This is a genomic window from Arthrospira sp. PCC 9901, assembly GCF_059013425.1.
The window spans coordinates 4,839,671-4,863,039 of record NZ_CP102296.1 but is presented as its reverse complement, the minus strand read 5'-3'; the positions used below and the strand labels follow the sequence as shown (position 1 = coordinate 4,863,039).

The window sequence follows — 23,369 nt, the reverse complement described above, 5'->3', positions numbered from 1 at the left end:
ATAAATCTATGGTTTTACGATTATTACTCGCCCCTCTGACCGCTCCCCTGGATGGTATTGTATGGATAGGTGAACAAATCTTAGAACGCGCTGAGGCTGAACTAGACGATAAAGACAATTTAAATAAGCGTCTTTTGGCTCTTCAATTAGCCTATGATATGGGCGATATTTCCGAGGAAGATTTCGAGGAACAAGAGGAACAGTTATTACAAGAAATTATCGCCCTAGAAGAGTCTCAGCGACAGTCGGAGTTAGCATCAGATGATGATGAATAATTATCGTTTTTTTTGGGCAACGTGCCCGCGCCCATCTATCGGCTTTTCTTGAGATTAGAAATGTGTAGTGCTTCAGTGATGGTGCGTCAGTCGAGAAGATGATTGTTGAAATCCTAATTTATTCGCTCTGACGCACCCTAGGAGGCTTATAGTTGATACCTGTGAGTCGGGGTCAATGCCTAAGCGTTTTAGCTGTTCGGCGAGACGTTGCGATCGCAATTTTTCCGCCGCTAATTCTTCTTCGGCCCGCCGCGCCCGTTCTTCTGACTCTTGGGCTTGTTGCTGTGCCGCTTCCGCTTGTTGGTGTAACTCTACAGATGTCAAAAAACGACGACCATCGGGATAATACAACTCTAAACCCGTGGGCGGAAATTCAAAGCGAATCTGGAGGCGAGGACTCACCCAACCAGACATTTCCTCAATCATTTCTAACCCACTCTCACCACGCCGCCATCCTGCCAAATCCAAACGTTCCGGGTCATATATATAATATTCTTCCACCCCGCAGGGCTCATAAAACTTAAATTTCCGGTTCATCTGCTCTATAAAACTTAAACAAAACCGGACATAGCCCGATATTGATGTTTATTTCTGGCTTCGTCCGGGACTGTCGGCAGCACCCCGTCCACAAGTGTAATCGTCGGAACCAGGCGATTTGGTATGGTCGAAAGAGAGGTCGCCCCCTCCAACTCCAATTCAAAACCGTGCATGCGAGTTTCCCAGCACACGGCTCCTGATGTGAACACCCTATTATCAGTAGGAACAGGGTTACTACCCCCTGCTTTATGACCTCAACTTTGGGAGCTATATACACCACGTAGTCTTTAAACTCGCTCACGTCATAAGCACTCTTACTTGTCGCAGTCTCTATATCCACACCGTGACTAGTGGGCATATCCCAACCATTACAGTTAGGCATTGGCTTTCAGTCACATCCTTTCCCCTTATGGGCATGCGCTTACACTTTTCACTACTCTACGAGATGTACTCGCAGAGAGCCCAATAGGGGTTTAAACGTTCCGTATATATGGGCATTCCATCTTTAGATTTGTCCTATCCACCGGGGTACATTTAAAGGTCTGTGTAGGTAGTATAGAAAGACTCCTACTTTTCCCCTTACTCTTTTGAGCGCAGCGTGTCAACCTATTTCGCTACTTTATAATGACGATGGTTCAGGCCAGACATTCGGTTTCCCTAATCATGGATGGTTGGCAGTGGTCGCCTATAGTAGTAGGTTCTACATCACGCCTTCCGTTCCCCGCTTCAATCCCAGATTTGTGATTTCTGAAACTGGGGGTGGCTACCGCCTTTACTCTTTCCCATAATCGCCCCAAGTGAGTTATAATACTCCTCCTAGGTAATACTTGGACGGTATATTGCGATTTCTTAAAATGGGATTGACCTTGAGTTCCCTGCCTTGCTTAGAATCACAACTTCCTAAGCGTTGGGACATATATACAGTTAAGGGGTAAACTGGTCGAGTCAGTCTATCTCCCTCTAGGAGGTTATTTCAGGCATTGCAGCCTTATTTCACTCCTAAACGTCTCGCACTTCTAAATTTATACTGGCGTTCAAATCTCTATCAATCTTCAGGCCACAGTTCTGACATTCAAAAGTCCGACGGACTAGGGGCATTTTTTGACGATAACCGCAATTAGAACACAGTTGACTGGATGGATAAAATCTATCGGCAATAATCAACTTTGAACCATAACGTTCTGCCTTGTAACCTAGTTGACGACGGAACTCATAAAATGAAGCATCAGCGATAGAACCCGCCAAACAATGATTTTTCAACATTCCAGACACATTCAAATCCTCAATGACGACTTGGCTGTGGTTTTTAGCCAAAAAAGTAGTTATTTTATGAATCGTGTCACGGCGAATATTAGCTACTCTTTGATGTAGCTTTTGAACTTTTAAGAGACATTTAGCCCGATTTTTTGAGCCTTTGACTTTGCGACTTAAATGGCGTTGTAATCTGGCTAGTTTTTTGGTCGCTGCTTTATAAGCCTTGGGATTAGAGAATTTTGTCCCATCGGAGCAAGTCGCCAAATTGTTAATTCCTAGGTCAACCCCGATTCTCTCTCGGAATTTCGGTGTGATTTCTGGTGTGGTTTCTACAAAAAAGCTCATATACCAGTCACCTGCTTGGCGCGTTATAGTGACTTTCTTAACTAGACTGGGTGGTAGAGCCTCAAATGTAGAAACCCAGCCCACAAAAGGCAGCTTATGGCGAGTTCCTGACAGATTGAATGGCTTTCCGGAATTGTCCAGCGTAAAACTATCATGGTAGCCTTTCTTCTTAAATTTAGGATAACTACTTATTCCCTTGAAGAAGCGCTTAAAGGCATCCCCTAGATTAATGAAGGCATATTGATAAACTTTAGAAGACAATTCAGACATCCAAGGATATTGAGGTTTCACATAATGAGTAAAAACCTTTTTAATGGAGTTGATATTAGGCTTGAGTCCCTCTTCATAAGCTGACCTCCATAAGTGTAATCCCCAATTGAACACAAATCGAGCATACCCCGCGTGTTTGGCCATCAAGGTAGCTTGACGGTCATTGAGTTTTAGTTTTGTCCGGAAAGCTTTGTAAGGGTTATGGTCGAAAGGGAAGTCGCCTTCCCCAACTCCAATTCAAAACCGTGCTTGATACTTTCACATCACACGGCTCCTGATGTGGATACCCCTTTTGACATCGGGAACAGGGTAACGACTCCCTGCTTTTGTGATTTCAACTTTTGGAGCTAAATACAACATCGTAGTGTTTAAACTCGCTTTCGTCGTAAACACTCCTAATTGTCGCAGTCTCTATATCCACACCGTGACTAGTGGGCATATCCTAACCATTACAGTTAGGCATTGGCTTTCAGTCACATCCTTTCCCCTTAAAGGTATACGCTTACACTTTCACTACTCCGCAGGTACATCCTGCCACTTGAGAGCCTAAAAGGGGTTTAAACGTTCCGTTTATACGGGCATTCCATCTTTAGATTTGTCCTCTCCACCGGGGTACTTTTAAAAGTCTGTGTAGGTGATGTCATGATTACCCTACTTTTCCCCTTGCTCTTTTGAACGCAGCGTATCAACCTGTTTCGCTGCTAAATCATTACGATGGTTCAAGCCGGACATTCGGTTTCCCTAATCATGGATGGTTGGCAGTGGTCGCATTTGGTAGTAGGTTCTACTTCACGCCTTCCGTTCCCCGCTTCAATCCTGGGGTTATGATTCCCAAAACTGGGGGTGGCTATCGCCGTTACTCTCAACGCAATTGTTAAGGAATCATTAATATTTCCAGTTGGGCGTTTTGACCTTGAGTTCCCTGCCTTGTTTTGTATATTTCTATACCAAACGTTGGGACATATAAACAGTTATGGGATGGTCAGGGTACGAGTCCCTTATATTTCACCAAGGGGTGAAAGTCCCACTAGGAGGTTATTTCAGGCATTGCAGCCTTATTTGACTCCTAAACGTCTCGCACCATGATTGGATTTTACCATGAAGAATCCGACTTGATGAGTATGTCGTCAGGGAAATTTGGCATGGTCTGGGGTTTGACCGTATACTCATTATTGAGTTGCGAATCTTTGGGGTATTGTACGTTATTGTCCTAAGATGTAAAGCAAATCTTGGATTAAATTCTTGCTCCGCCAAACGATTCCCCGGTGAGAGAATTTCAAACACCACCTGGGGCGCTATATTATCTTCCTCCCACTGTCGATAGGAACCTCGATGACCTTTGGGCCGTCCTATGGCTACCATGGCATCGGGAGCTTGACGGGTTTTATTATCCCCTTCCACGGGATACCAGAGTAAATCTCCCGCCACGAACACATCAGGCCGATGGGCAAACAAAATTTCTAAGTTTTCTTTAATTACCACAATCCACTGGAATTGCTGGGTATTTTCTGCCATCGGCTGTCCGTCACTGTCGGGATAAATTACGGTTGGGGAAACTTGCTGAACCATAGTTATTTTCTCATACTGGATGAGTCGGGCTAATCTGTGAAGCTGTTTTATAGTATAGCAGTTTTCTTTTGAGGGGGTTTCGTGTTACTTTCTCAAGATACGAGGTAAGCTGGAATATTAAGAAAACCGAACCTACAAGGCTACAAGGGTAAGGTGATGATGCGAAAAGACGGGTAGAGCCCCTTGAGTTAATTTGGGCAACCCACCCGCGCCGATCTATCGGCTTTTCTGTGAATTAGAAATTAGATTTATAGATGAGTATAGCGCCCTGGTCGCCCAGTTGTAACTGGGAGTCCTCAGACCAGGTGATATAGCGGATTGGGTTTCCGCTAGGCATTTCCAGAGTTTGGAAACCGGGTGTTTGTGTAGGGTCTGGGAAAATGCGGTTATCCAACAAAACCAAGGTCTCTACATGGGGGGGGAGAACGATCGCCTCTGGTCCCAAATCGCGAGATAAACCCTGTTGTTGGTAGTCAGATAAATATAGGTCTACCAGGCGATAATAGTAATGGCGAGTCAAAACCACGGTGGTTTCGGGGGAAAAGCGATCGCGCACAAACTCGATCCTCTCGCCTATATCGCGGTTAAACACCCGTACATCCTGGGCGGTAGGCATTCCCGCTGGACCGAAGAGGAAAAATAAACCATTTACACAGACGATCGCCGCTGTTACTATCCCCCAACCTGAGAAGACGACAGATTTCTGAAAAGGCTTGGGTATAGTGGCGGATATAGTTGTAAAAAAATCGGGTTTTTGTTTTTCCCAACGGTCTCCTAACCATACAATTGTTAGACCTGCCATCATCATAATTCCTGGCATAATTGTAAAAGTTTGAGACTTGCGGCGCAGATGTACAAATAGAAAATAAAGCATTCCGGGAACCCAAGATAAAGACAGGGTTTGAATGCGTCGATCGCGCCGAATTAGGTGTGCAATAGCTTGGCGATCGCATACCAAAATCCACAACATCGGAATAATGGCTACACCTATTAGGCGGAAATATGCTTTCATAAACACCATTAAATTGTCAAAGATTTTCACCAAAGAATCAGCGTCTCTGCGTTCTGTATGTAGGGGGAGCCATTCCTGTACTAATTGCCAATAATTATCCCAGCCGCCGCTACTTGCAATTAAGGGAATAAACCAAACAGCCACGGCTGCCAATCCCAAACTTACAGCTATAAATACATCGGTTAATTTGAACCTATATCCCGAATTGGGAGACCCAAAACGCCATCCTAAAAATAGGGAAGTCAGGGCTAGGGGCAACATAAAAAATGGGGTACTAGGGCGAATACCTCCGGCTAATCCCATCAATATAGCTAGGGTAAATAGGGCGGGTCTATTTGCGAAACTGGTTAAATAAGCGGCGGCAATAATTAGCACCACCCAGCTAAATTCTAGGGTATGGGAAAAGGCAGTTACACTGTGATACCAAAACAGGGGACTGGTGAGAGTTAGGAGGGCTACAGATAAACCTACTTGATGATTATACCAGCTTTTTGCTAATAGATAAAGGGCGGCTACTGTCACCCCAGATGCGACGATATTAACGGCTACCAGACTCAAGGTAGGGTCATCTAAAAATAGGTGAAAAAATCGCGCCATCCAGATAAAAATGATAAACATTCCTGGCATTTGCGGCTGTGTTTTGCTAACATCAAACTCTAACACTGCCATGGCAAAATGCCCCTCGTCTCCCTGGGGGAATTGGGTATGAAATGGGAGTCTAGTTAGAATGGTTAGAAAAAATAGGACGGTGGCAATTATCCACTTTGGGGAGATGCGATCGCCTTTTTTTAACGGGGGGATGACACCAGAAGTCTTACTCATAAATATTTGGGCAAAATAGTTATCAAATGTATGATATCTTAAAACCGGAGTTTATGTATTATCAATATTACGCTACCTAGGTATTTGCCAAATTACCCAGTTTTCGGCTTGGTCTATCATTTTTCCTTCTAGCTGAGGATGCCAGTCTCGGCGGGTCAGAATATAATCAGCGTCAAAACTTCGGGCTACTGCTATCAATTCTGATGCTGATTTTTGGCGATATTGTTCATCTAAAACGCTGGGTGATTGATGGACGATTCCTGTGATGCTTTGCATCCGTTTTTCCCATTCTATTATACCCCTATCTGTAAACGGAAAACTTTTAAAAGACCAGAGGACCGAACGTTGAGAGTAGAAACGGAATTTTTCATCGGAAGGGGGAACTAAAACTAGGGCATTTGGGGAACTTTGCTGTTGAAAACGCTGGGCTAAAATTTCGACTGGTTGGTGGGGTGTGGCGGTGATTTTTAGCCGATGTGGTATTGACCATATTCCGGTAATTATTAATAGTGATAATATCGAAATTTTTAGGGGTTTTGGTAGTCTACTTTTACAGGCAATAATTGGGTAAGCTAGGGTGAATCCTAAAAATAGGTGATAGTGATAATTTAACACTAAAGTTAATATGAGAAAAAGCACTGAAATATAGTTAATCCATGGAGATTTAATAGCTGGGTGATTTTGTCTAATTAAAAAACCTAAATACATCAGGGCTATGATCACCCCAAAATAGGAACATAGCATAATTGATATTCCTAAAATTAATCCTGTTAATACAGCAATTATCCAGGTTTTTTTGAGTTGTGAACTATAATTTAATGATATTCCTAGGGTGATGGCTACAATTAATAAGACAATCCCACTATTTTTAATTACAGATATGCTAATTAATAAACAGCCTAGGGGGAGATTTCCGGTTCGATATGCTTGTTTCACCCAAAGAGCGATCGCTATTAATCCTAGTAGTTGTATAAAAGGACTGGTGCGCGCTAATTGTAGTTTAGCGAAGGTCGCCACGGGAATCACTTCTACAAAAATATAACCCATAGATAATAATGCTAAACCGACAATTAAGAGGATTTGTAAATTGGTTTTTTGCTCGGCTTTTAATATGGATGAAGTCCGCATCATAATTAACCCAGAAATCACGAAACCGATAAAATTTAACCAACCCCTAGAACCTGTTAAACCAAACTGGGAATAAATTAGATGATGGGGATGGCGAATATAAGCGTATAAATGAATGAATTTTTCCGGGGTAATTATCTGGCTGTCAGTTTCTGATAATAACTTCATAGGAACATATACACAGGCGGCAAAAATTAGCCAAATTATTAATCCGATGATTATCGATTTACTGGATTTATTATCATTAATTTTTTTTATAGCCATAATCGGAATAAATAATATTCCAGGAATAAAACCTATTAAAAATTGCAGTAAAATGGCTAAACCAAATAGGCTATATCCGATAATCCAACGACTGCGAAAACTATAGTAAATCCCCCAAATGGCTAAACCCATAGCTAAGACGGCGGGGATGGGTTCTTGGCGAAATAAATTGGTAAAACCAATAGTTCCATTGGCGGCGGTTAAGCCTAAAAATACCAGAATACTTGGGGATATAGAGTCGGATAGGAAAATTTTGCCGATCGCATATAAACCCAGCATAAAACTGGTAAATGCTATGATATAATAAACCCAGATAATTCCGGCAATACTCAATCCTAACTTAGCCGGAAAAGCTATTAAATGGTAATAAAAAAAACGGGGGTTAAATTCCACCATTTCCTGTACATAAAAATCGCGAGGGTAAAGATGATTATCTACCAGAAAAGCTATGGCTGGTAGTTGATTACGGAGATTAGCTGATCCTAGTTCATAGCCATAAAAAACTAGAGTTGCGCCTATTAATAAAAAAGCGATCGCTCCTAGTTGCCATCCCCGAAGTCTAGGGCTGAGGTTCATAGTACACCTGAGAAATATTATATAAATTTTGGGGCAACTGTGAAATTACCGAGTTATAATAGTATCATGACTTACTCAAACCCTCTTTACCCTCTAACTTGAGAAAAGCCGCCGATCGCTTTGACCGACAGCCCTATGTATATTCCATTCTACAGATTGTAGAATCCCAAGTGTATTGACTACACCAGGATAGTTTTTGCTCCCCAAATTGTCAAAAAAAATGCGATCGGTTGCATTTTAGCGAAAACTTGCATCTTTCCCACTGAAATTGTGCCGATCGCATCAGATACCAACTTAGCTGTAACTCCTACCAGATAAGGGTTAGGGGAGGCTAAGTGGTGATATGTCCATTATGGGTTAATTATACCCCTGGGGATAGAGTCCGGGTCATATATCAAAAATGGTATAATCGCAGATGTAATGTATATCAATTAAGAGGTACTCTCCCCTGATTCCCATTCATGATGATAACCCAACTCAGATTAACCCTTGGGTAACCAAGGTGTTAATTATTATCAATCTGATAGTTTTTGCACTACAATTTCTGGTGATTGTTTCCGAGCCTGAACAAGTAGAAAAAATTATCTATACTGGTGCATTTATACCCTGTCAACTCGCCCAAAGTTGTCCATCTGATATACCAGCAGCAACATTTACTTTTCCAGCTTGGTTGACTCTAATTACCTCGCAATTTATGCACGGTGGTATTGGTCACATTGTGGGAAATATGTTGTTTCTGAGTATTTTTGGCAACAATATTGAAGATTGTTTAGGTCATTTCAAGTTTTTGATTTTCTATATACTATGCGGAATAGCAGCGGCGTTGATTCAAGGGTTTTCCTCCCCTGATTCTATCATACCATTGTTGGGAGCAAGTGGAGCGATCGCCGGAGTTTTAGGAGCCTATTTAATTCGGTTTCCTCGGGCAAAATTATTAGTAATCTTCCCATTTTTCCCATTTATTCCTATTAAACTTCCGGCTTATTTCTTCCTAATTTTATGGTTTGCATTCCAATTTATTGCCGGGAGTTCTACTGCTAATATAGATACAGTTACGGGAGAAGAAGTCGGGGGGGTAGCTTATTGGGCTCATGCGGGAGGGTTTATTTTTGGTATAATTCTTGCGCCGATACTGGGGTTATTTTCCTCAAGAGGAGGTGCAAATAACTAAGATTCCAGAACCCCAATACTTTCAGGAGATACAAACACTTCAACCTGTTGACCTGGCTGGTATCTTTGGAGGTCATCTCGATGCCAATTTTGGACTCTGACCATAACATAACAGTTGGGGGAGAGTTTAACTTTGTAGCGGGTATCAGTACCGATATAAACCCTTTCTTCCAAGAGTCCAGACCAACTGGGAATATGAACAGACTTGGCTGGATATAGAGTAATTTTTTCGGGTCTAATTACTAATGTTACAATTTGTCCGACAGAAAGACTATGTTCGGCGGCAATTTGAATAGGTAGAGATTCATCAACTAACACGGTTTGCTGTTCATTATTAATTTGTATAACCCGTCCGGTGAGGAAGTTACTATCCCCAATAAAATCAGCGACAAATCTAGTTTTTGGATACTCGTAAATTTCGATAGGAGTTCCGACCTGTTGAACCTCTCCCTGGTTCATAATAGCAATGCGATCGGACATAGTTAGGGCTTCTTCTTGGTCGTGGGTAACATAAATAAAAGTAATTCCGATACGTTGCTGCATTTGTTTAAGTTCCAGTTGCATTTGTTTCCGCAATTTCATGTCTAAAGCGCCTAAAGGTTCGTCAAATAATAAAACCTCTGGCTGTTTAACTAGAGACCTAGCTAAGGCGACGCGCTGCTGCTGTCCCCCGGATAGCTGACGAGGATAGCGATCGCGCATTTCGGTTAATTTGACTAACTCCAACACCTGAGAGAGGCGATCGCTAATTTCCGCAGAGGGTAAATTTTCCATCTCCAGTCCAAAGGCGATATTTTGGGCGACAGTCAAATGAGGAAACAAAGCATAATGTTGGAATACAGTATTAACCGGACGGTGAAAGGGAGGTCGCTTACCCATAGCTTGACCGTGAATATAAACTTCTCCGGTGGTAGGTAATTCAAACCCAGCAATCATTCTTAATGTGGTAGTTTTCCCACAGCCAGAAGGTCCGAGGAGGGAGAAAAACTCCCCATCTCGAATCTGTAAATTTAAGTCATTGACTGCTAAAAAATCTCGATGCTTACTCCCCCGAAAGGTCTTAGAAACATTGACGAGTTCAACCGCATGATTCATAGTAGCTAAATTAAGACCCTACACCCAACTTAACCTCTGTCCATGCTTGATCATAAAAGATGGTAGCTTCTCCGACATCTTCCAAATATCTGAGTTTCGCAAAAACTTCGGGAGGGGGATAAATACCAGGATTTGCCAAATTTTCTGGTTTAATCAACTTTTCAGCGATCGCCGTTTTATTAGGGGAACCATAGTTAATAAAATTGGAGATTTTGGCACTAATTTCTGGTTCCATGATAAAATTAATGAATTTCAAAGCCAGATCCGGGTTAGGTGCGCCTGTAGGAATGACCATATTATCCATACCAATAATTGTGCCTTCTTGAGGAATTGCATAACGCAACCTAGGATTTTCTTGCATTACTTGAAAGATATCGCCGCTGTATTCCATAGTCATATCAACTTCACCTTGATTAAGGAGATTTTGACCAGTATCAGGAACAAAGGCGGTGATATGAGAACTATTTTGAATTAAGAAATCCCTAGCGGCAAAAATTTCATTTTGGTTAGTAGTATTAGGATCATAACCCAAATAAATTAATACCGCCCCCATGGTGTGTCGCATATCATCTAATAGGGAAACCCTGGAGGCAAAATTAGGGTCAAATAATTGAGACCAACTGTTAATATTTTCCCCGACTCTATCAATGTTATAACCTATTCCCAAAGTCACCCACTGATAGGGAATACTATATTGATTTCCGGGGTCATAGGGAGGGTTAGCAAACTGCGGGTCGAGATGGATAATATTAGGAATCCTCGCCAAATCGAGAGGTTGTAACATTCCCTGATTAACCATAATTTTTACCATATAATCGGGGGAAAATACCACATCATAACCCGGATTGCCGGCTTGTAGTTTGGCATACATACTTTCCCCACTCTCGTAGGTATCATAGTTAATTTTAACGTTATATTCTCGTTCAAATTGAGCGATCGCCTGTGGGTCAATATAACTTGACCAGTTATAGATATTGAGAACATTCTGTGAACCTGTCCCAGTCAGAGACCCATCAGGACTGGTAGCCGCACAACCCCAAGGCAAAATCACACCCAATACAAACAGTAATATTAACGTTAACAGTCGCTTCATTGTCTAGTCATCTCTCCTAAATTAACCCTAAGATAGCGTCTGAAAAGACTCCACCTGTAAAACCGGACCAATCATCGCCAGAGTCATCACATCTTCGCGAATAATCCCCTGAACGATCGCCTTTTTCCCCGACTGCTGTAACTCCGGGGGTGCATCCTTCAACTCATAGGTTTGTTCAGCACTAACCAGCGCCCAAGTCCCCGTCCCAAAACCTTTTTTTTCCACAACACCTTCAACAGTGATAGTCATATTGAGTCACCCTCCAATGATGTCAAAAACTTGATAGATTCCGAATAATTCCCCTCCACCGACATAGCAGAGGGGAAATAGAAGTCAAGGTGCTAATAGTTAAGCGATCGTCGTTTCCGACTTCAAGGCTAAACTCGCCAAACCGATACATAATAGGGCGTTAATCACCAAGAAACCACGGGCGATCGCACCACTTCCCAGACCCCAAACGGCTGGGGAAATAAAGGCACTGATCACCAAAAAACTAGCCACGCCAATAGTAGTACCGATCGCCAGCCACTTCCATTCTGGATGACCGAGGAATAGTACCACCAAAACCGCCGGAATCAATACACTAGCAAACACAGGATTCAAGATACTGCTACCCTGAATTGCGCCGCCAAGTTCAGGTAAAGAACTACCCATAACCCGCATCGGCCATTGAGGCAAATCAAAGATATACAGACCCCGCAATAAAAATAGACCACTGCTTCCGGCTATCAAACCGCCAGCCATAGACCAACCCCAGCGGAAGGGGAAATAATTGCGGAGGAACCAAGCCAATAAATAGGACCCCAAAACCATGGCAATTTTGGGCAATAAAGCCACCGCACCGCCATCAATCCAGAAACGCGGACTCAGATAACCACTTTCCCGCAGCCAGCGGAAAAAGTCACGGAAGGAAATTTGTCCCCGCAGCGCCACTTGTACAGCACTAGCAGCGTCCAAATGACCAGCGCCAAAATGATTAAAGGGGTCTTCCGCCACTTGACGGGAGGACTCTTTGAGAATGGCTACAATTTCATCAGGGCTATCAACCCCGGTGGCGCGAATTAAAGCTGCCACTCCAGCCACATGGGGGGAAGCCATACTGGTCCCCTGAAAAGCGGCAAAGGTTGAGCCGCCTGTGTCGGGGTTAATGGTTTCCTGGAGAATGCCTCCATCTTCATTGCCGCCTTGGGTCAAGCCGCCGGGGGCAGAAATATCCACACCTGCGCCAAAATTAGAGTAGGGGGTTTTGTTTCCGGTAGAGTCGAGGGCAGAAACTGCTACCACTCTGGGATAACGGGCGGGATAAGCTGCCGCATTTTCTCCAGAGTTACCAGCGGCTGCAATAATTACTACACCCTTGTTATAGGCGTAGTCGATCGCATCTTTCATCAATTGAGTTTCGCCGCCACCACCGAGACTCATGTTAATGACATCAGCGCCATTGTCAGCCGCAAATCTAATCGCCTCTGCAATGTCGGAAATTGTGCCACCACCACCGGCTGAGAGGACTTTTAAGGGCATGATTTTGGCGCGGTGGGCAATACCTGCCACCCCATAGCCATTGTTGGTGGATTGGGCAATAGTTCCGGCTACATGGGTTCCATGTCCGTTATCATCGGAGGCTTCCCGGCGGTTATTCACAAAGTCATAACCGGGGACAAATTCGGTATCTTTTAAATCGGGAACCCGACTGACTCCGGTATCAATGACCGCGACGGTCACCCCTTCTCCTTGGGTTTCTTTCCAGGCTTCCTCTACATTGATGCTGCGTAAATTCCACTGTTTACCGTAGAGGGGGTCGTTGGGAAAGTTATTTGAGTCACCCCAAATAATCGCCCCCACATTCATGGGTTGAGTGTCAATGCTGTAAATAAAGTTAGGTTCGATCGCTTCTGTGTCTTGGCGGAAAGACCTTCTTAGGGATCTGAGTAGATCGCGATCGCCACGAACCACATAAATGTTATCGTCCTTTGAGAATTTACTGTTTAACTGAGGAACTACTTGATACTGATCGGCGATCGTTCTAATGCGATCGGCTATTTCCGTTTGAGTCAAATCTTCCCGAAAATCTAGTACAATCGAATCGAATGTGCCTTGGGTAGCCAAGCCAGTGAAGTTAGACACCGCCCAGCCCAACCCAAGCAGGAATAGGCAAAGTAGTAGAAATCTTTTCATGGGTTTTTGCCATAGTTAACGGCTAATTCGTCCAACGGTCAGTTACCGACCAGACAAATCATCAAATTGGTGACTCTATTGTATCTCGAAGATTCTAAATTCGTATTAAACGCTCAAATCAGATAAATTATGGAACGAGGATTACTGTGGCTTCCCCTGCTGGCTGTGTTTATTGGACTCGCCTGGTCTGGGTGGAATGAATATCAGAAGTTAGAAGCCTATAAGCCGTGGGCCGAAAAATTTGATCAAGCCAAATATGATATCTATGCGGTCTTAGGTCACAGTGGCGACCAACTGACCTGGGGTAAACCCACTCGCCACGGTCCCGTTAACTTACAAACTTTTTCTCTCCGGGATGTTCAGTCAATATGGCTATTGGTGGATCATAAATCTGTCAGCCTCGATCAACTCCCCCAAAAAGGAAAATCCGTCGAGTTAGAATTTATCCTGCAAGATGAACCTGACCCGATCCGTGTTCCCTTTACGCAACTTTCCCTCGCCGCCCAGTGGTGCCAATATTTGCAGGACACTTGGCAGAAAATTAACGCCTAATTTCCCGGCTTCATGATTACTATTCTTTCGGCTGACTATTTCCCTTAGAGAATAGTTTTGCTCTCATAGCCGCCTGGGACTCAACTCTTGACATATCCTGGTCTATTAGTCCGGTGAGGGCTTCCGTTAATTGGGACGGGTCCATAAATATTACTTTGGCATTCTCACTCATGCTAATTTGTTGATTAGCGTCTACGAACTGTTTAGCAATTAAAAACTGTAAAAATTCTCGACTGTTTGGATCTAGCTTCAGCACTTCTGCTAACACTTTAATTGATGCGGCTTTACCTTCTGCTATACTGATATCAGCCTTTTTTTGACTCTCGGCAGCCCTTTGAGCCTCCATGGCTAATTTCACCTTAGCCGGAGGTTCAATGCTTTGTAAATCAACCCGTACTACTTGCACTCCCCAATTTACCGTTTTTTCGGCTAGGCTATGCAGCAGTGCGGTATTAATTTCATTAATAGAGGAAAACATATCCTCCATATTTCTTAATCCCACTTCCGCCCGCAAAGTGGTAGTTACTAAATTAGCGATCGCATCTTCTACTCCCTGAATGTCATAGAAGGATTTTCGCATATCTTGGATTTTCCAAAACACCAAAGCATCAATGGTTAGGGGAACATTATCTTTAGTAATTGCCTCTTGTTTGGGAATATCTAACAGCCTCTCCCGCAAAGTATCATAGTGTACTATTTTTTCAATCACCGGGATCACAAACTGTAAGCCAGGCTTCAGAGTTCGGTTATATTTCCCTAACCGAGCCACTAATGCTTCGTCTCCATCACTGATAATTCTAATTGAAGAATTTACCCCAAATCCAATGCCTAACGAAATCAATAGCGCGAGGATATACTGAGCCATAGAACCTCACATTTATCTGATAATTTTAAAGTTAGTTTAACCTATCCAGTCACACCCTGCCATTGATTATAGCACAATTTTGGCTAACAGTAAATATATCCACTTAACATTTACCATATTTACTGTTAACTTTTAGGTAACTTCTCAAGTCTCTGGTGAGTGAGATGGATAATTTACTGATTTGACTCCGACTCGGTTTCCGGTTCCACCTCAACAGTTTTAGCTGTTTCTGTTAACTGAGCCGCAATATCTTCTTTAATAGCACGGCGATAAAGTTTTCCCTCAAATTTCGCCAATTCCTCACATACCTTTTCTACCCAAGTTTGTTCTACCAAAGCAATTAAAGCAGAACTACCAGGGGTTAAAGACTCCGATAAATCCTTGAGGTCTTCTTGGGGGAAACCCAAATCAATAAAGTGGGTAACTAAAGCCCCAACACCCGCACCGCCAGCAGTCATAGCAATTACGCCTAAAGCACCAATGGGATTAAATAAAGCAATTAATCCAGCGGTGATACCCCCCATAATTGCACCCCCACGCGGGCCAGTGTCTCCGGTTTCACTAATGGAAACTTTGCCTTTTTCATTCTTGACCATGACCGCCGCATTAACAATCAAAATAATGCCAGCGCGCTGCATATCTTTAAGGACTTTCAGAACTTCCTTGGCTTGATTTTTGTCATTATATGCAGCAACAATTAGAGTTGTAGGGGTTTCGATTGAGGTCATGTGATTTGGCTCCTGTAGAAGAGTTAACTAAAATATGACCAACTCTAGCACAATGGAGACAATCACAGTACAATAGTTTCAGCCAAGGAGAGTAAGTGGTAATCTGGGCCTGTTTGACCTGCCCGCCAAATATCTCTAACGGACTCCCCAAATAACGATAACGTTCAATGACACATCTACAAATGGGAACCCTATATATTGTTGGTACTCCCATAGGGAACCTAGATGATATAACATTTCGGGCTTTGCAGACTTTAAAATCCGTGGATCTCATTGCGGCGGAAGATACCCGCCACACGGGGAAATTACTACATCACTTTCAGATTGAAACGCCCCAAATTAGCTACCATCAACATAACCAAAGCCGTCGGCTTCCTGAATTAATCGATCGCCTTAATGGTGGAAGTGCGATCGCTATAGTAACTGATGCGGGAATGCCGGGAATTTCTGACCCCGGTACCGAGTTGGTACAAGCCTGTATCGAAGCTGGTGTTCCTGTAGTTCCCATTCCTGGTGTTAGCGCCTGTTTAACCGCACTGAGTGGGTCGGGACTACCAACCGATCGCTTTGTGTTTGAAGGCTTTTTACCCGCCAAAGGTAAAGACCGCCAAAAACGCCTAGAAGCCTTGCGTTCCCAGTGTCGGACCATGATTTTATATGAGTCTCCCCACCGACTGCGACAGACTTTGAGCGATTTAATCGATATTTTGGGCGACGATCATGGTGTGGTGATCGCGCGGGAATTAACCAAACTCCATGAGGAATTTTGGCGCGGTAGCCTGAGGGGGGCGGCGGAATATTACCAAAACAGGGAAGTCCGAGGAGAATTAACTATTGCGATCGCACCAGTTACACCCACAACCCCCACCCTGTCAGAGGAAGATATCCTCGCGCAATTACAACAGTTACTACAGCAGGGACTGTCGCGATCGCAAGCCAGTCGCCAGTTAGCCGAAAATTTATCACTGTCCCGTCGCCAAATTTATCAACTCGCCCTTACCCTTGCTGACCAATAACACTAAAATGTAAAGTAACGTTAAGACAAAATCCACAAAATATCATGGTACTATTCGGATTCGGCAAGAAAAAATCTCTCCCTAAGCCAGAAGAAGCCCTTCCTGGACGCGATCGAGTCATGTCAGTTCCTGATCGCCACTATATCAATGGGAACCCCCTTAAACCCCCTTTTCCCGAAGGCATGGAACAAGCCGTTTTTGGTTTGGGCTGCTTTTGGGGCGCTGAACGGAAATTCTGGCAACAGCAGGGCGTGTTTAGCACCGCTGTAGGCTATGCGGGAGGATATACCAAAAATCCCACCTATGAAGAGGTTTGCAGCGGTATGACTGGTCATACAGAAGTGGTATTGGTGGTATTTGACCCCAAAGTGATCAGTTATACTGATTTACTCAAACTCTTCTGGGAAAGCCATAACCCCACCCAGGGAATGCGCCAGGGTAATGATACCGGAACTCAATATCGATCCGCTATTTATACCTATTCAGACGAACAACAACGCCTAGCTTTGGCTTCTCGCGATCGCTATCAACAAGCACTCTCCGCCGCGAGTTACGGTGAGATTACCACAGAAATTGCTCCCGCCCAGGAATTCTATTATGCTGAAGCCTATCATCAGCAATACCTAGGCAAAAATCCCAATGGTTATTGTGGTTTAGGTGGCACTGGTGTGGGATGTCCCGCTATGACCGAAACTTCCGTTTAATCCCCTGAATTTCCTACGGTGCGTCCGACTCAAACATCAGTCTGACGCACTATTTATTTGCCTCCCTCAATTATCCATGATTTTGATTGCCTATCCAATGGCTGATTTCCTGTTGAATATGCTTAACTTCTGCTTCCTGTAGTTGCTGTCCGATACGGTAGGTGCGACGGCGAGAAAATACAAAAAATAACGGTTCTTGAGTCACAATTTCTAAGCTGTGGTGAAAATTGCCTTCGCTATCCTGTAGACATAAAGGATTAATTTCTTGGATATAAGAAAGTTTCCCCCTCTGGCGGCGAGTGAAAGCCGAGGAATGCCAGCATATTTCATAGGTGCTACTATCAAAGTTTAGGCTAATTCTCTCGAAATATTTTTCCCCAGATGTCAGGATAGCTACTAGAAATATCAGACTGACCGGCATAGCTAAAATTAACCCAATTAATGGCAGTGCCGCGATCACCTCTAATAAAAATAGGGCGATTTTTCCGGTGGGTATCGGTAGCTTTTCCAAGATTATTAAAGTGATGATTATCGATACAAATACCCCCGACTTAACTAGAATATTCAGATTATTTAACTTTTCCTTAGTCGTGGCTACTAACCATTTGGCTGTGTGGCGCATAGGGCGAATAAATTGCAGGGAAAACCGACAGGGAATTTGAATTGTCAATTTATCATCAGTTTGGGATAAGTTGATATTTGACTCTGTGGCGGGTGCAATTAATGCCCGAAAATTGAGTTTTTGTAACTCTAATAATGCGTCATCAGCACTAGGAAAACGGTTTTCTGGTAGGGGTTCTGTCAGACATTCTAACCAGGTGATTAAACGGATATCTGTTTTGGGGGGAATGCGATCGCGAAATTTTACCCTAAAACTTTCTTGGGGAAAATCAGCCGGAGGACAACCTGTTAATAAATGTACTAACGTCATCCCTAACGCATAAAGGTCAGAAGCCGTCGTTGACTGACCGCCAAATTGTTCAATGGGTGTATAACCTAAAGTTCCCACCACCGTAAAAGTCGCGCCAGGGGTGGGAAATTGAATCTGTACCGAACCAAAATCAATTAAATATATGCGGTTATCTTCACCCCAAATTAAGTTACTTGGTTTAATGTCTCGGTGCAAAATTGGCGGCGCAAATTGATGTAAATAACTGAGAATTTCTAAAACTTCTGTCGCGATCCACAAAACTTCTGGACGACTAAAAGTGTATCCAGATTCTAGTTTTTGCTTCAGGGAAACACCGGGTAAATATTCTGTGACTAAACCAAACCATAAATTCTGGTCATCAACCGAGAAATAATCCCGGTAACGCACTAGACGAGGATGGTCGAGTCGTTGGAGAACTTCTGCTTCCCTTTCTAGGAGTTTCACATCATCCCATTGCATACCATTTCCCATGGCTAATAGTTTAATTACCACGCGATCGCGCCTTTGGAGATCTCGCCCTAACCAGGTTTGGCGGACTGGGTTACTGTTTAGGGATTCCCGGAGTTGAAAGCGATCGGCTAGAATAGTCTCAGTTGATAACATTGATACATAATCTTCAAACAGGGTGCTATAACTATTCTGCCATAAATGTAGATATTTGTGCTTCCCAAATCTAGTCTCATCAAGTAAACTACACCATTTGACCTGTTATAATTATCCTAGGGCGAAATTATAGTCAAATCCTCCTTAACCATTCATGCTTACTACTACAAATACAAAGGAGTTCATATCATGCTACAAGCCAAACCCAGATTTCAAAGTTTTGACGAATATTTATCTTATCATGATACTTCCGAAAAACTCTATGAATTATTTAACGGAAAACTCATAGAAATGCCCCCAGAATCAGGTTTAAATATACAAATTGCTAATCGTCTGTTTTTGGTTTTTGCTTTGATGATAGGAACAGATAGAGTCCGAGGTCAAGGATTAGAATTAGAAGTGAGAGGCGAACCCAAAAATCGTTATCCAGATTTAACCATTATTAGACCAGAACATATTGAGCAACTCTCCCAACGTAATACCATTCGCCTGTCGATGTTACCACCTTTATTAGCCATAGAAGTCGTGAGTCCTGGAGAGTTACAAAGAGACAGAGACTATGTAGCCAAAAGAATACAATATCAAGATTTATCCATTCCCGAATATTGGATAGTTGACCCCCAAACTCAAACCATCCTAGTTTTAGAAATCACCGAAACTGGCTACACAGAAATCGGAGTTTTTGCGGGAGATAATTTAATCATATCACCCCAATTTAGACAGCTTGATTTAACAGCATATCAAGTGTTTAATCCCGGTTATTAATTAACCCTATTAGTTAAAGGAGTTCATCTCATGCTAGAAGCCAAGCCCAGATTTCAAAGTTTCGATGAATATTTATCTGATCATGATGCTTCCGAAAAATTCTATGAATTATTCAACGGAGAACTCATAGAAATGCCTCCAGAATCAGGTTTAAATATTGAAATAGCCACATTTTTACTAATTCAATTTGCTGCTATTGTCGGCTATCGTCGCGTCCGAGGTCAAGGATTAGAATTAGAAGTGAGAGGTGAACCCAAAAATCGTTATCCAGATTTAACCATTATTCGACCAGAACATATTGAGCAACTCTCCCAACGTAATACCATTCGCCTGTCGATGTTACCACCTTTATTAGTCATAGAAGTAGTGAGTCCTGGAGAGTTACAAAGAGACAGAGACTATGTAGCCAAAAGAATACAATATCAAGATTTATCCATTCCCGAATATTGGATAGTTGACCCCCAAACTCAAACCATCCTAGTTTTAGAAATCACCGAAACTGGCTACACAGAAATCGGAGTTTTTGCGGGAGATAATTTAATCATATCACCCCAATTTAGACACATTGATTTAACAGCATCTCAAGTGTTTAATCCCGGTTCTTAATTAACCATAGGTAAGTCCTGGCGGGGCTAAAAACCTGTTAATAATTTAGCCCCAAGGTACTCAGGATAACTTAAAGATACTTTTTCAACAGTAACTGAAGCTGTTGTTTTCGAGGTTGTGGTACTTTTGCTAAAGGAGTAAGAATGGCATATTTTAAGGCAGAATGTGCCTCCGACTCTGGCATATTTTGAGAGAGTCGTTTAACGGTTTCCTGAATTACTTTTTGGGCATTAACTGCATTATGCTTGAGGTTATCAATCACTAAATCAACGGTAACATGATCATGGTCGGGATGCCAACAATCATAGTCAGTTACTAAGGCTAATGTAGCATAGGCTATTTCAGCTTCCCGTGCGAGTTTGGCTTCTGTTAAATTAGTCATACCAATTACAGTCCCCCCCCAACTTCGATACAAATTAGACTCAGCTTGGGTGGAAAAAGCGGGTCCTTCCATACAAATATAAGTTCCGCCTCTGTGTAGGGTTACTTCTGGTAAATTCAAAGCGGATATAGCATCACCGACCACAGCAGCCAACTGGTTACAAACCGGATGACCAAAACCAATATGGGCGACAATTCCATCCCCAAAAAAAGTCGAAATTCTGGTTTTTGTCCGGTCAATAAATTGGTCAGGAATTACCATATCTAAAGGCTTAACCTCAGCTTTCAGAGAACCGACAGCGGAGGCGGAAATAATATATTCGACTCCCAAACTTTTCATGGCGTAAATATTCGCCCGATAAGGTAACTCACTGGGAAGAAGTTTATGATCTCGTCCATGACGCGCCAGAAAAGCTACCCTCATCCCTTCTAAGGTTCCTAAAATAATCAGATCAGAGGGAGACCCAAAGGGTGTCTCAACTAGGACTTCTTCTAAGTCGGTGAGGGCTTCCATTTGATAAAGACCACTGCCGCCAATAATGCCAATTTTAGCCTGGGTCATAATTGCATTCCCTATTGATGATATTACTCAAGATATTGTAGCGGAACTTGTTTAAGATTATCTGAAACTTGCCAATTTTGGGGGAGTCCTATCGCCACCAACTCTTAACAATTAATAATCAGAGGTTTGCTGATTACACCAACTTGCGATATAATACTATTAGTCTCTCTCGGTGATTAGAAAATCATTAAAACCATGGCTATAGCAGCTTGATTTAACCTATCTATAGGGATTTAATAGTAAACTACCGCCCCATTCTGATGATGTCGATCGCCTATCAAAACGCCAATATTGTTGATAATTGTTAAAAAAAGTTTGTCCCAAAATTCCATCAACTTCTAACATATCCAAAACGGAGGGAGAGGACAAAATCACGGCCTCTAAATTTGTTAGTTTATGGGTTCCTAATTCCACGGTGGCGAGGGTTGATAGGGTCGCCGCCTCTAACCCACAAAATCCCAAAACCTGGACAGGACTACGGGATGCTGGATCGATTTCCAAGCGATCGGCTAAATCTTCGGAAATAAAGATAGTATCAGCCCCGGTATCCAACATAAAAGTAAACGACCCCCGATCAGCGATCGCCACCTCTGCTAACATGACCCCCAAACGACTTTTTAAAGGTATCGCCGCCGCCGATAAATGTGGGGGAAGAGGAGAGGGTGACAAAAGCTGAAGCTGTCTAGTTTCAGGATTTACGATCAGATCAAATTCCGCCAAAACATCCATTCCCAACACCCCAGATAAGCCATCAGGAATTGTCTTATTAGCAAATTCCAAAACCTGTAAATCCATCACCTGTGCTTCCCCCATTTTCAGAGTAGGAAGAAGATGTAAAGTTGCATCCATCTCTGGACAATCATCACCCGCTACTGCTGACTTAACGCGATCGCCTGAAATTTCCTCTCCCACCAATCCCAAATCGGCGACTAAGGGACTTCCCACCATAGTAGTAGAAGCGCCCGTATCAAACAAAAAGCCCCCCCTACTTTCCCCGATTTCCACATCAACCGCAAACACCTGACTACCCTCAATCGGATGCAGAGAAACCTGGCTTTCTCCCGTAGTTTGAGGACGGGGTAAATTCAGCCCTTCCAACTGGACGATCGCCCTTAAATCCCACCCAGATTTTAACGACGGGAACACCGCCCCCACCGCCCCCACCGCCACAGTAGCAGTAGTTAAACCCACTATACATATTACCCCCAAACCATCCCATAATTTACCCATTTACCATCTCACTCAACCTTTTTTTAGAAACTTATTCTTACTTAATTATTGCCGATTAAGCACCATAAAGCATCTCATAGCAACTATCAGACATCTCAAAATTAGCCGTCACATTTTGCACATCATCCAAATCATCCAAAGCATTCATTAACTTCATGAGCGATCGGGCTTTTTCCACATCATCAATCTCCACAATATTGCTAGGAATCCAACGCAATTCGGCTTCCACCACCCGAAACCCAAAATCATCTAAAACCTGATTCAAATGTTCCAAATTTTCCACCACTGTAAACACTTCCACCCCATCAGTATCATCAACAGGAGTCAACTCGTAGGACTCAGCCTCCCCTTCCACAGAAGCCTCTAACAACTTCTCCTCATCAATAGGACCCGCCAAAGTTACAACCCCCTTTTGTTCAAACATCCAACTCACACAACCCGTTTCCCCCAGGTTTCCCCCATTCTTAGTAAAAGCCGATCGCAGATCCGCCGCCGTCCGGTTCCGGTTATCCGTTAATCCCTCAATTAAAACCGCCACGCCACCGATACCATAACCCTCATATCGGATAGACTCCAACTGCGACCCCTCCGAAAAAGTACCGGAGCCTTTAGCGATCGCCCTTTCGATATTTTCATTAGGAATACCCGCCGCCTTCGCCTTCTCAATAGCTGTTCTTAACTGAAAATTTCCCCCCGGATCAGCACCTTGTCGCGCCGCCACAATAATTTCCCGAGAAATTTTCGTAAAAACCTTACCTTTAACCGCATCAACCCTAGCTTTCTGGCGTTTAATATTCGCCCATTTACTGTGTCCAGCCATACCTAATCAACAATTTTTGCA

22 protein-coding genes and 1 pseudogene are annotated in these 23,369 nt (G+C 43.1%); 7 read left to right on the top strand and 16 right to left on the bottom strand.

Annotated features, from left to right (window positions below):
- Positions 1 to 8: 8 nt before the first annotated feature.
- The gene (locus NLZ44_RS21560; RefSeq protein WP_493751105.1) at positions 9 to 275 is read left to right on the top strand and encodes a gas vesicle protein GvpG; all 267 of its coding nucleotides are present in this window, start codon (positions 9 to 11) and stop codon (positions 273 to 275) included.
- Positions 276 to 347: 72 nt separating this feature from the next.
- Here NLZ44_RS21560 and NLZ44_RS21555 read toward each other — a convergent pair whose 3' ends face one another.
- From NLZ44_RS21555 to NLZ44_RS21530, 6 genes and pseudogenes are all read right to left on the bottom strand, one after another.
- The gene (locus NLZ44_RS21555; RefSeq protein WP_493751104.1) at positions 348 to 812 is read right to left on the bottom strand and encodes a hypothetical protein; all 465 of its coding nucleotides are present in this window, start codon (positions 810 to 812) and stop codon (positions 348 to 350) included.
- A 14-nt stretch (positions 813 to 826) separates the two neighbouring features.
- Entirely contained in the window at positions 827 to 985 is a 159-nt protein-coding gene (locus NLZ44_RS21550; RefSeq protein ID WP_493751103.1) for a hypothetical protein, read from the bottom strand.
- An 826-nt stretch (positions 986 to 1,811) separates the two neighbouring features.
- Positions 1,812 to 2,825 (bottom strand): RNA-guided endonuclease InsQ/TnpB family protein, encoded by a 1,014-nt coding sequence (locus tag NLZ44_RS21545; protein ID WP_493751102.1) that lies wholly within the window; start codon positions 2,823 to 2,825, stop codon positions 1,812 to 1,814.
- 1,080 nt (positions 2,826 to 3,905) lie between these two features.
- A pseudogene (locus NLZ44_RS21540) lies at positions 3,906 to 4,250 on the bottom strand (Uma2 family endonuclease); the annotation flags it as partial.
- A 235-nt stretch (positions 4,251 to 4,485) separates the two neighbouring features.
- Positions 4,486 to 6,084, bottom strand: a complete 1,599-nt coding sequence (locus NLZ44_RS21535; RefSeq protein ID WP_493751101.1) for an ArnT family glycosyltransferase — start codon at positions 6,082 to 6,084, stop codon at positions 4,486 to 4,488.
- Positions 6,085 to 6,156: 72 nt separating this feature from the next.
- A complete protein-coding gene (locus NLZ44_RS21530) occupies positions 6,157 to 8,052 on the bottom strand; it encodes a DUF6798 domain-containing protein (RefSeq protein WP_493751100.1) in 1,896 nt (631 codons plus the stop codon).
- Positions 8,053 to 8,554: 502 nt separating this feature from the next.
- Here NLZ44_RS21530 and NLZ44_RS21525 point away from each other — a divergent pair.
- Positions 8,555 to 9,223 (top strand): rhomboid family intramembrane serine protease, encoded by a 669-nt coding sequence (locus NLZ44_RS21525; protein WP_084831810.1) that lies wholly within the window; start codon positions 8,555 to 8,557, stop codon positions 9,221 to 9,223.
- On the opposite strand, the gene NLZ44_RS21520 is transcribed toward NLZ44_RS21525, so the two are convergent.
- The 4 genes from NLZ44_RS21520 to NLZ44_RS21505 all read right to left on the bottom strand — a co-directional run bounded on the left by NLZ44_RS21520 (position 9,220) and on the right by NLZ44_RS21505 (position 13,585).
- Complete coding sequence (locus NLZ44_RS21520) at positions 9,220 to 10,317, bottom strand: ABC transporter ATP-binding protein (RefSeq protein ID WP_046321357.1); 1,098 nt, start codon at positions 10,315 to 10,317, stop codon at positions 9,220 to 9,222. The genes NLZ44_RS21525 and NLZ44_RS21520 overlap by 4 nt on opposite strands.
- Before the next feature lie 10 nt (positions 10,318 to 10,327).
- Positions 10,328 to 11,410: a polyamine ABC transporter substrate-binding protein gene (locus NLZ44_RS21515; protein ID WP_008050291.1), complete on the bottom strand. Its 1,083-nt coding sequence runs from the start codon at positions 11,408 to 11,410 to the stop codon at positions 10,328 to 10,330.
- A gap of 27 nt (positions 11,411 to 11,437) precedes the next feature.
- The gene (locus NLZ44_RS21510; RefSeq protein ID WP_006626122.1) at positions 11,438 to 11,659 is read right to left on the bottom strand and encodes a hypothetical protein; all 222 of its coding nucleotides are present in this window, start codon (positions 11,657 to 11,659) and stop codon (positions 11,438 to 11,440) included.
- A 99-nt stretch (positions 11,660 to 11,758) separates the two neighbouring features.
- Complete coding sequence (locus NLZ44_RS21505) at positions 11,759 to 13,585, bottom strand: S8 family peptidase (RefSeq protein ID WP_008050288.1); 1,827 nt, start codon at positions 13,583 to 13,585, stop codon at positions 11,759 to 11,761.
- A 129-nt stretch (positions 13,586 to 13,714) separates the two neighbouring features.
- Between NLZ44_RS21505 and NLZ44_RS21500 the strand changes: the two genes are divergently transcribed.
- Positions 13,715 to 14,137: a hypothetical protein gene (locus NLZ44_RS21500; protein WP_006626124.1), complete on the top strand. Its 423-nt coding sequence runs from the start codon at positions 13,715 to 13,717 to the stop codon at positions 14,135 to 14,137.
- Between the two features lie 19 nt (positions 14,138 to 14,156).
- Here NLZ44_RS21500 and NLZ44_RS21495 read toward each other — a convergent pair whose 3' ends face one another.
- Both NLZ44_RS21495 and NLZ44_RS21490 read right to left on the bottom strand, forming a co-directional pair.
- Positions 14,157 to 15,002 carry an SPFH domain-containing protein gene (locus NLZ44_RS21495; protein ID WP_111892012.1) on the bottom strand — a complete coding sequence of 282 codons (846 nt, stop codon included), beginning with the start codon at positions 15,000 to 15,002 and terminating at the stop codon, positions 14,157 to 14,159.
- A gap of 173 nt (positions 15,003 to 15,175) precedes the next feature.
- Positions 15,176 to 15,730, bottom strand: a complete 555-nt coding sequence (locus NLZ44_RS21490; protein WP_006626126.1) for a DUF1269 domain-containing protein — start codon at positions 15,728 to 15,730, stop codon at positions 15,176 to 15,178.
- Between the two features lie 167 nt (positions 15,731 to 15,897).
- Here NLZ44_RS21490 and rsmI point away from each other — a divergent pair, with 167 nt between their 5' ends.
- Positions 15,898 to 16,746 carry a 16S rRNA (cytidine(1402)-2'-O)-methyltransferase gene (gene rsmI / locus NLZ44_RS21485; RefSeq protein WP_006669257.1) on the top strand — a complete coding sequence of 283 codons (849 nt, stop codon included), beginning with the start codon at positions 15,898 to 15,900 and terminating at the stop codon, positions 16,744 to 16,746.
- 44 nt (positions 16,747 to 16,790) lie between these two features.
- On the top strand, positions 16,791 to 17,450 hold the full coding sequence (msrA, locus tag NLZ44_RS21480; protein ID WP_006626128.1) for a peptide-methionine (S)-S-oxide reductase MsrA: 660 nt from the start codon (positions 16,791 to 16,793) through the stop codon (positions 17,448 to 17,450).
- Positions 17,451 to 17,520: 70 nt separating this feature from the next.
- Here the strand turns inward: msrA and NLZ44_RS21475 are convergent, their stop codons facing one another.
- Positions 17,521 to 18,984: a serine/threonine protein kinase gene (locus tag NLZ44_RS21475; RefSeq protein ID WP_008050270.1), complete on the bottom strand. Its 1,464-nt coding sequence runs from the start codon at positions 18,982 to 18,984 to the stop codon at positions 17,521 to 17,523.
- A 189-nt stretch (positions 18,985 to 19,173) separates the two neighbouring features.
- Here NLZ44_RS21475 and NLZ44_RS21470 point away from each other — a divergent pair, with 189 nt between their 5' ends.
- Positions 19,174 to 19,749, top strand: a complete 576-nt coding sequence (locus tag NLZ44_RS21470) for a Uma2 family endonuclease (protein WP_493751099.1) — start codon at positions 19,174 to 19,176, stop codon at positions 19,747 to 19,749.
- Between the two features lie 30 nt (positions 19,750 to 19,779).
- Positions 19,780 to 20,355: a Uma2 family endonuclease gene (locus NLZ44_RS21465; RefSeq protein WP_493751098.1), complete on the top strand. Its 576-nt coding sequence runs from the start codon at positions 19,780 to 19,782 to the stop codon at positions 20,353 to 20,355.
- Between the two features lie 70 nt (positions 20,356 to 20,425).
- Here NLZ44_RS21465 and NLZ44_RS21460 read toward each other — a convergent pair whose 3' ends face one another.
- From NLZ44_RS21460 to NLZ44_RS21450, 3 genes are all read right to left on the bottom strand, one after another.
- Positions 20,426 to 21,298, bottom strand: a complete 873-nt coding sequence (locus NLZ44_RS21460; protein ID WP_493751097.1) for an S-methyl-5'-thioadenosine phosphorylase — start codon at positions 21,296 to 21,298, stop codon at positions 20,426 to 20,428.
- A gap of 219 nt (positions 21,299 to 21,517) precedes the next feature.
- A complete protein-coding gene (locus tag NLZ44_RS21455) occupies positions 21,518 to 22,528 on the bottom strand; it encodes an aspartyl protease family protein (RefSeq protein ID WP_493751096.1) in 1,011 nt (336 codons plus the stop codon).
- Positions 22,529 to 22,583: 55 nt separating this feature from the next.
- On the bottom strand, positions 22,584 to 23,348 hold the full coding sequence (locus NLZ44_RS21450) for a YebC/PmpR family DNA-binding transcriptional regulator (protein WP_006626134.1): 765 nt from the start codon (positions 23,346 to 23,348) through the stop codon (positions 22,584 to 22,586).
- Between the last annotated feature and the right edge of the window lie 21 nt (positions 23,349 to 23,369).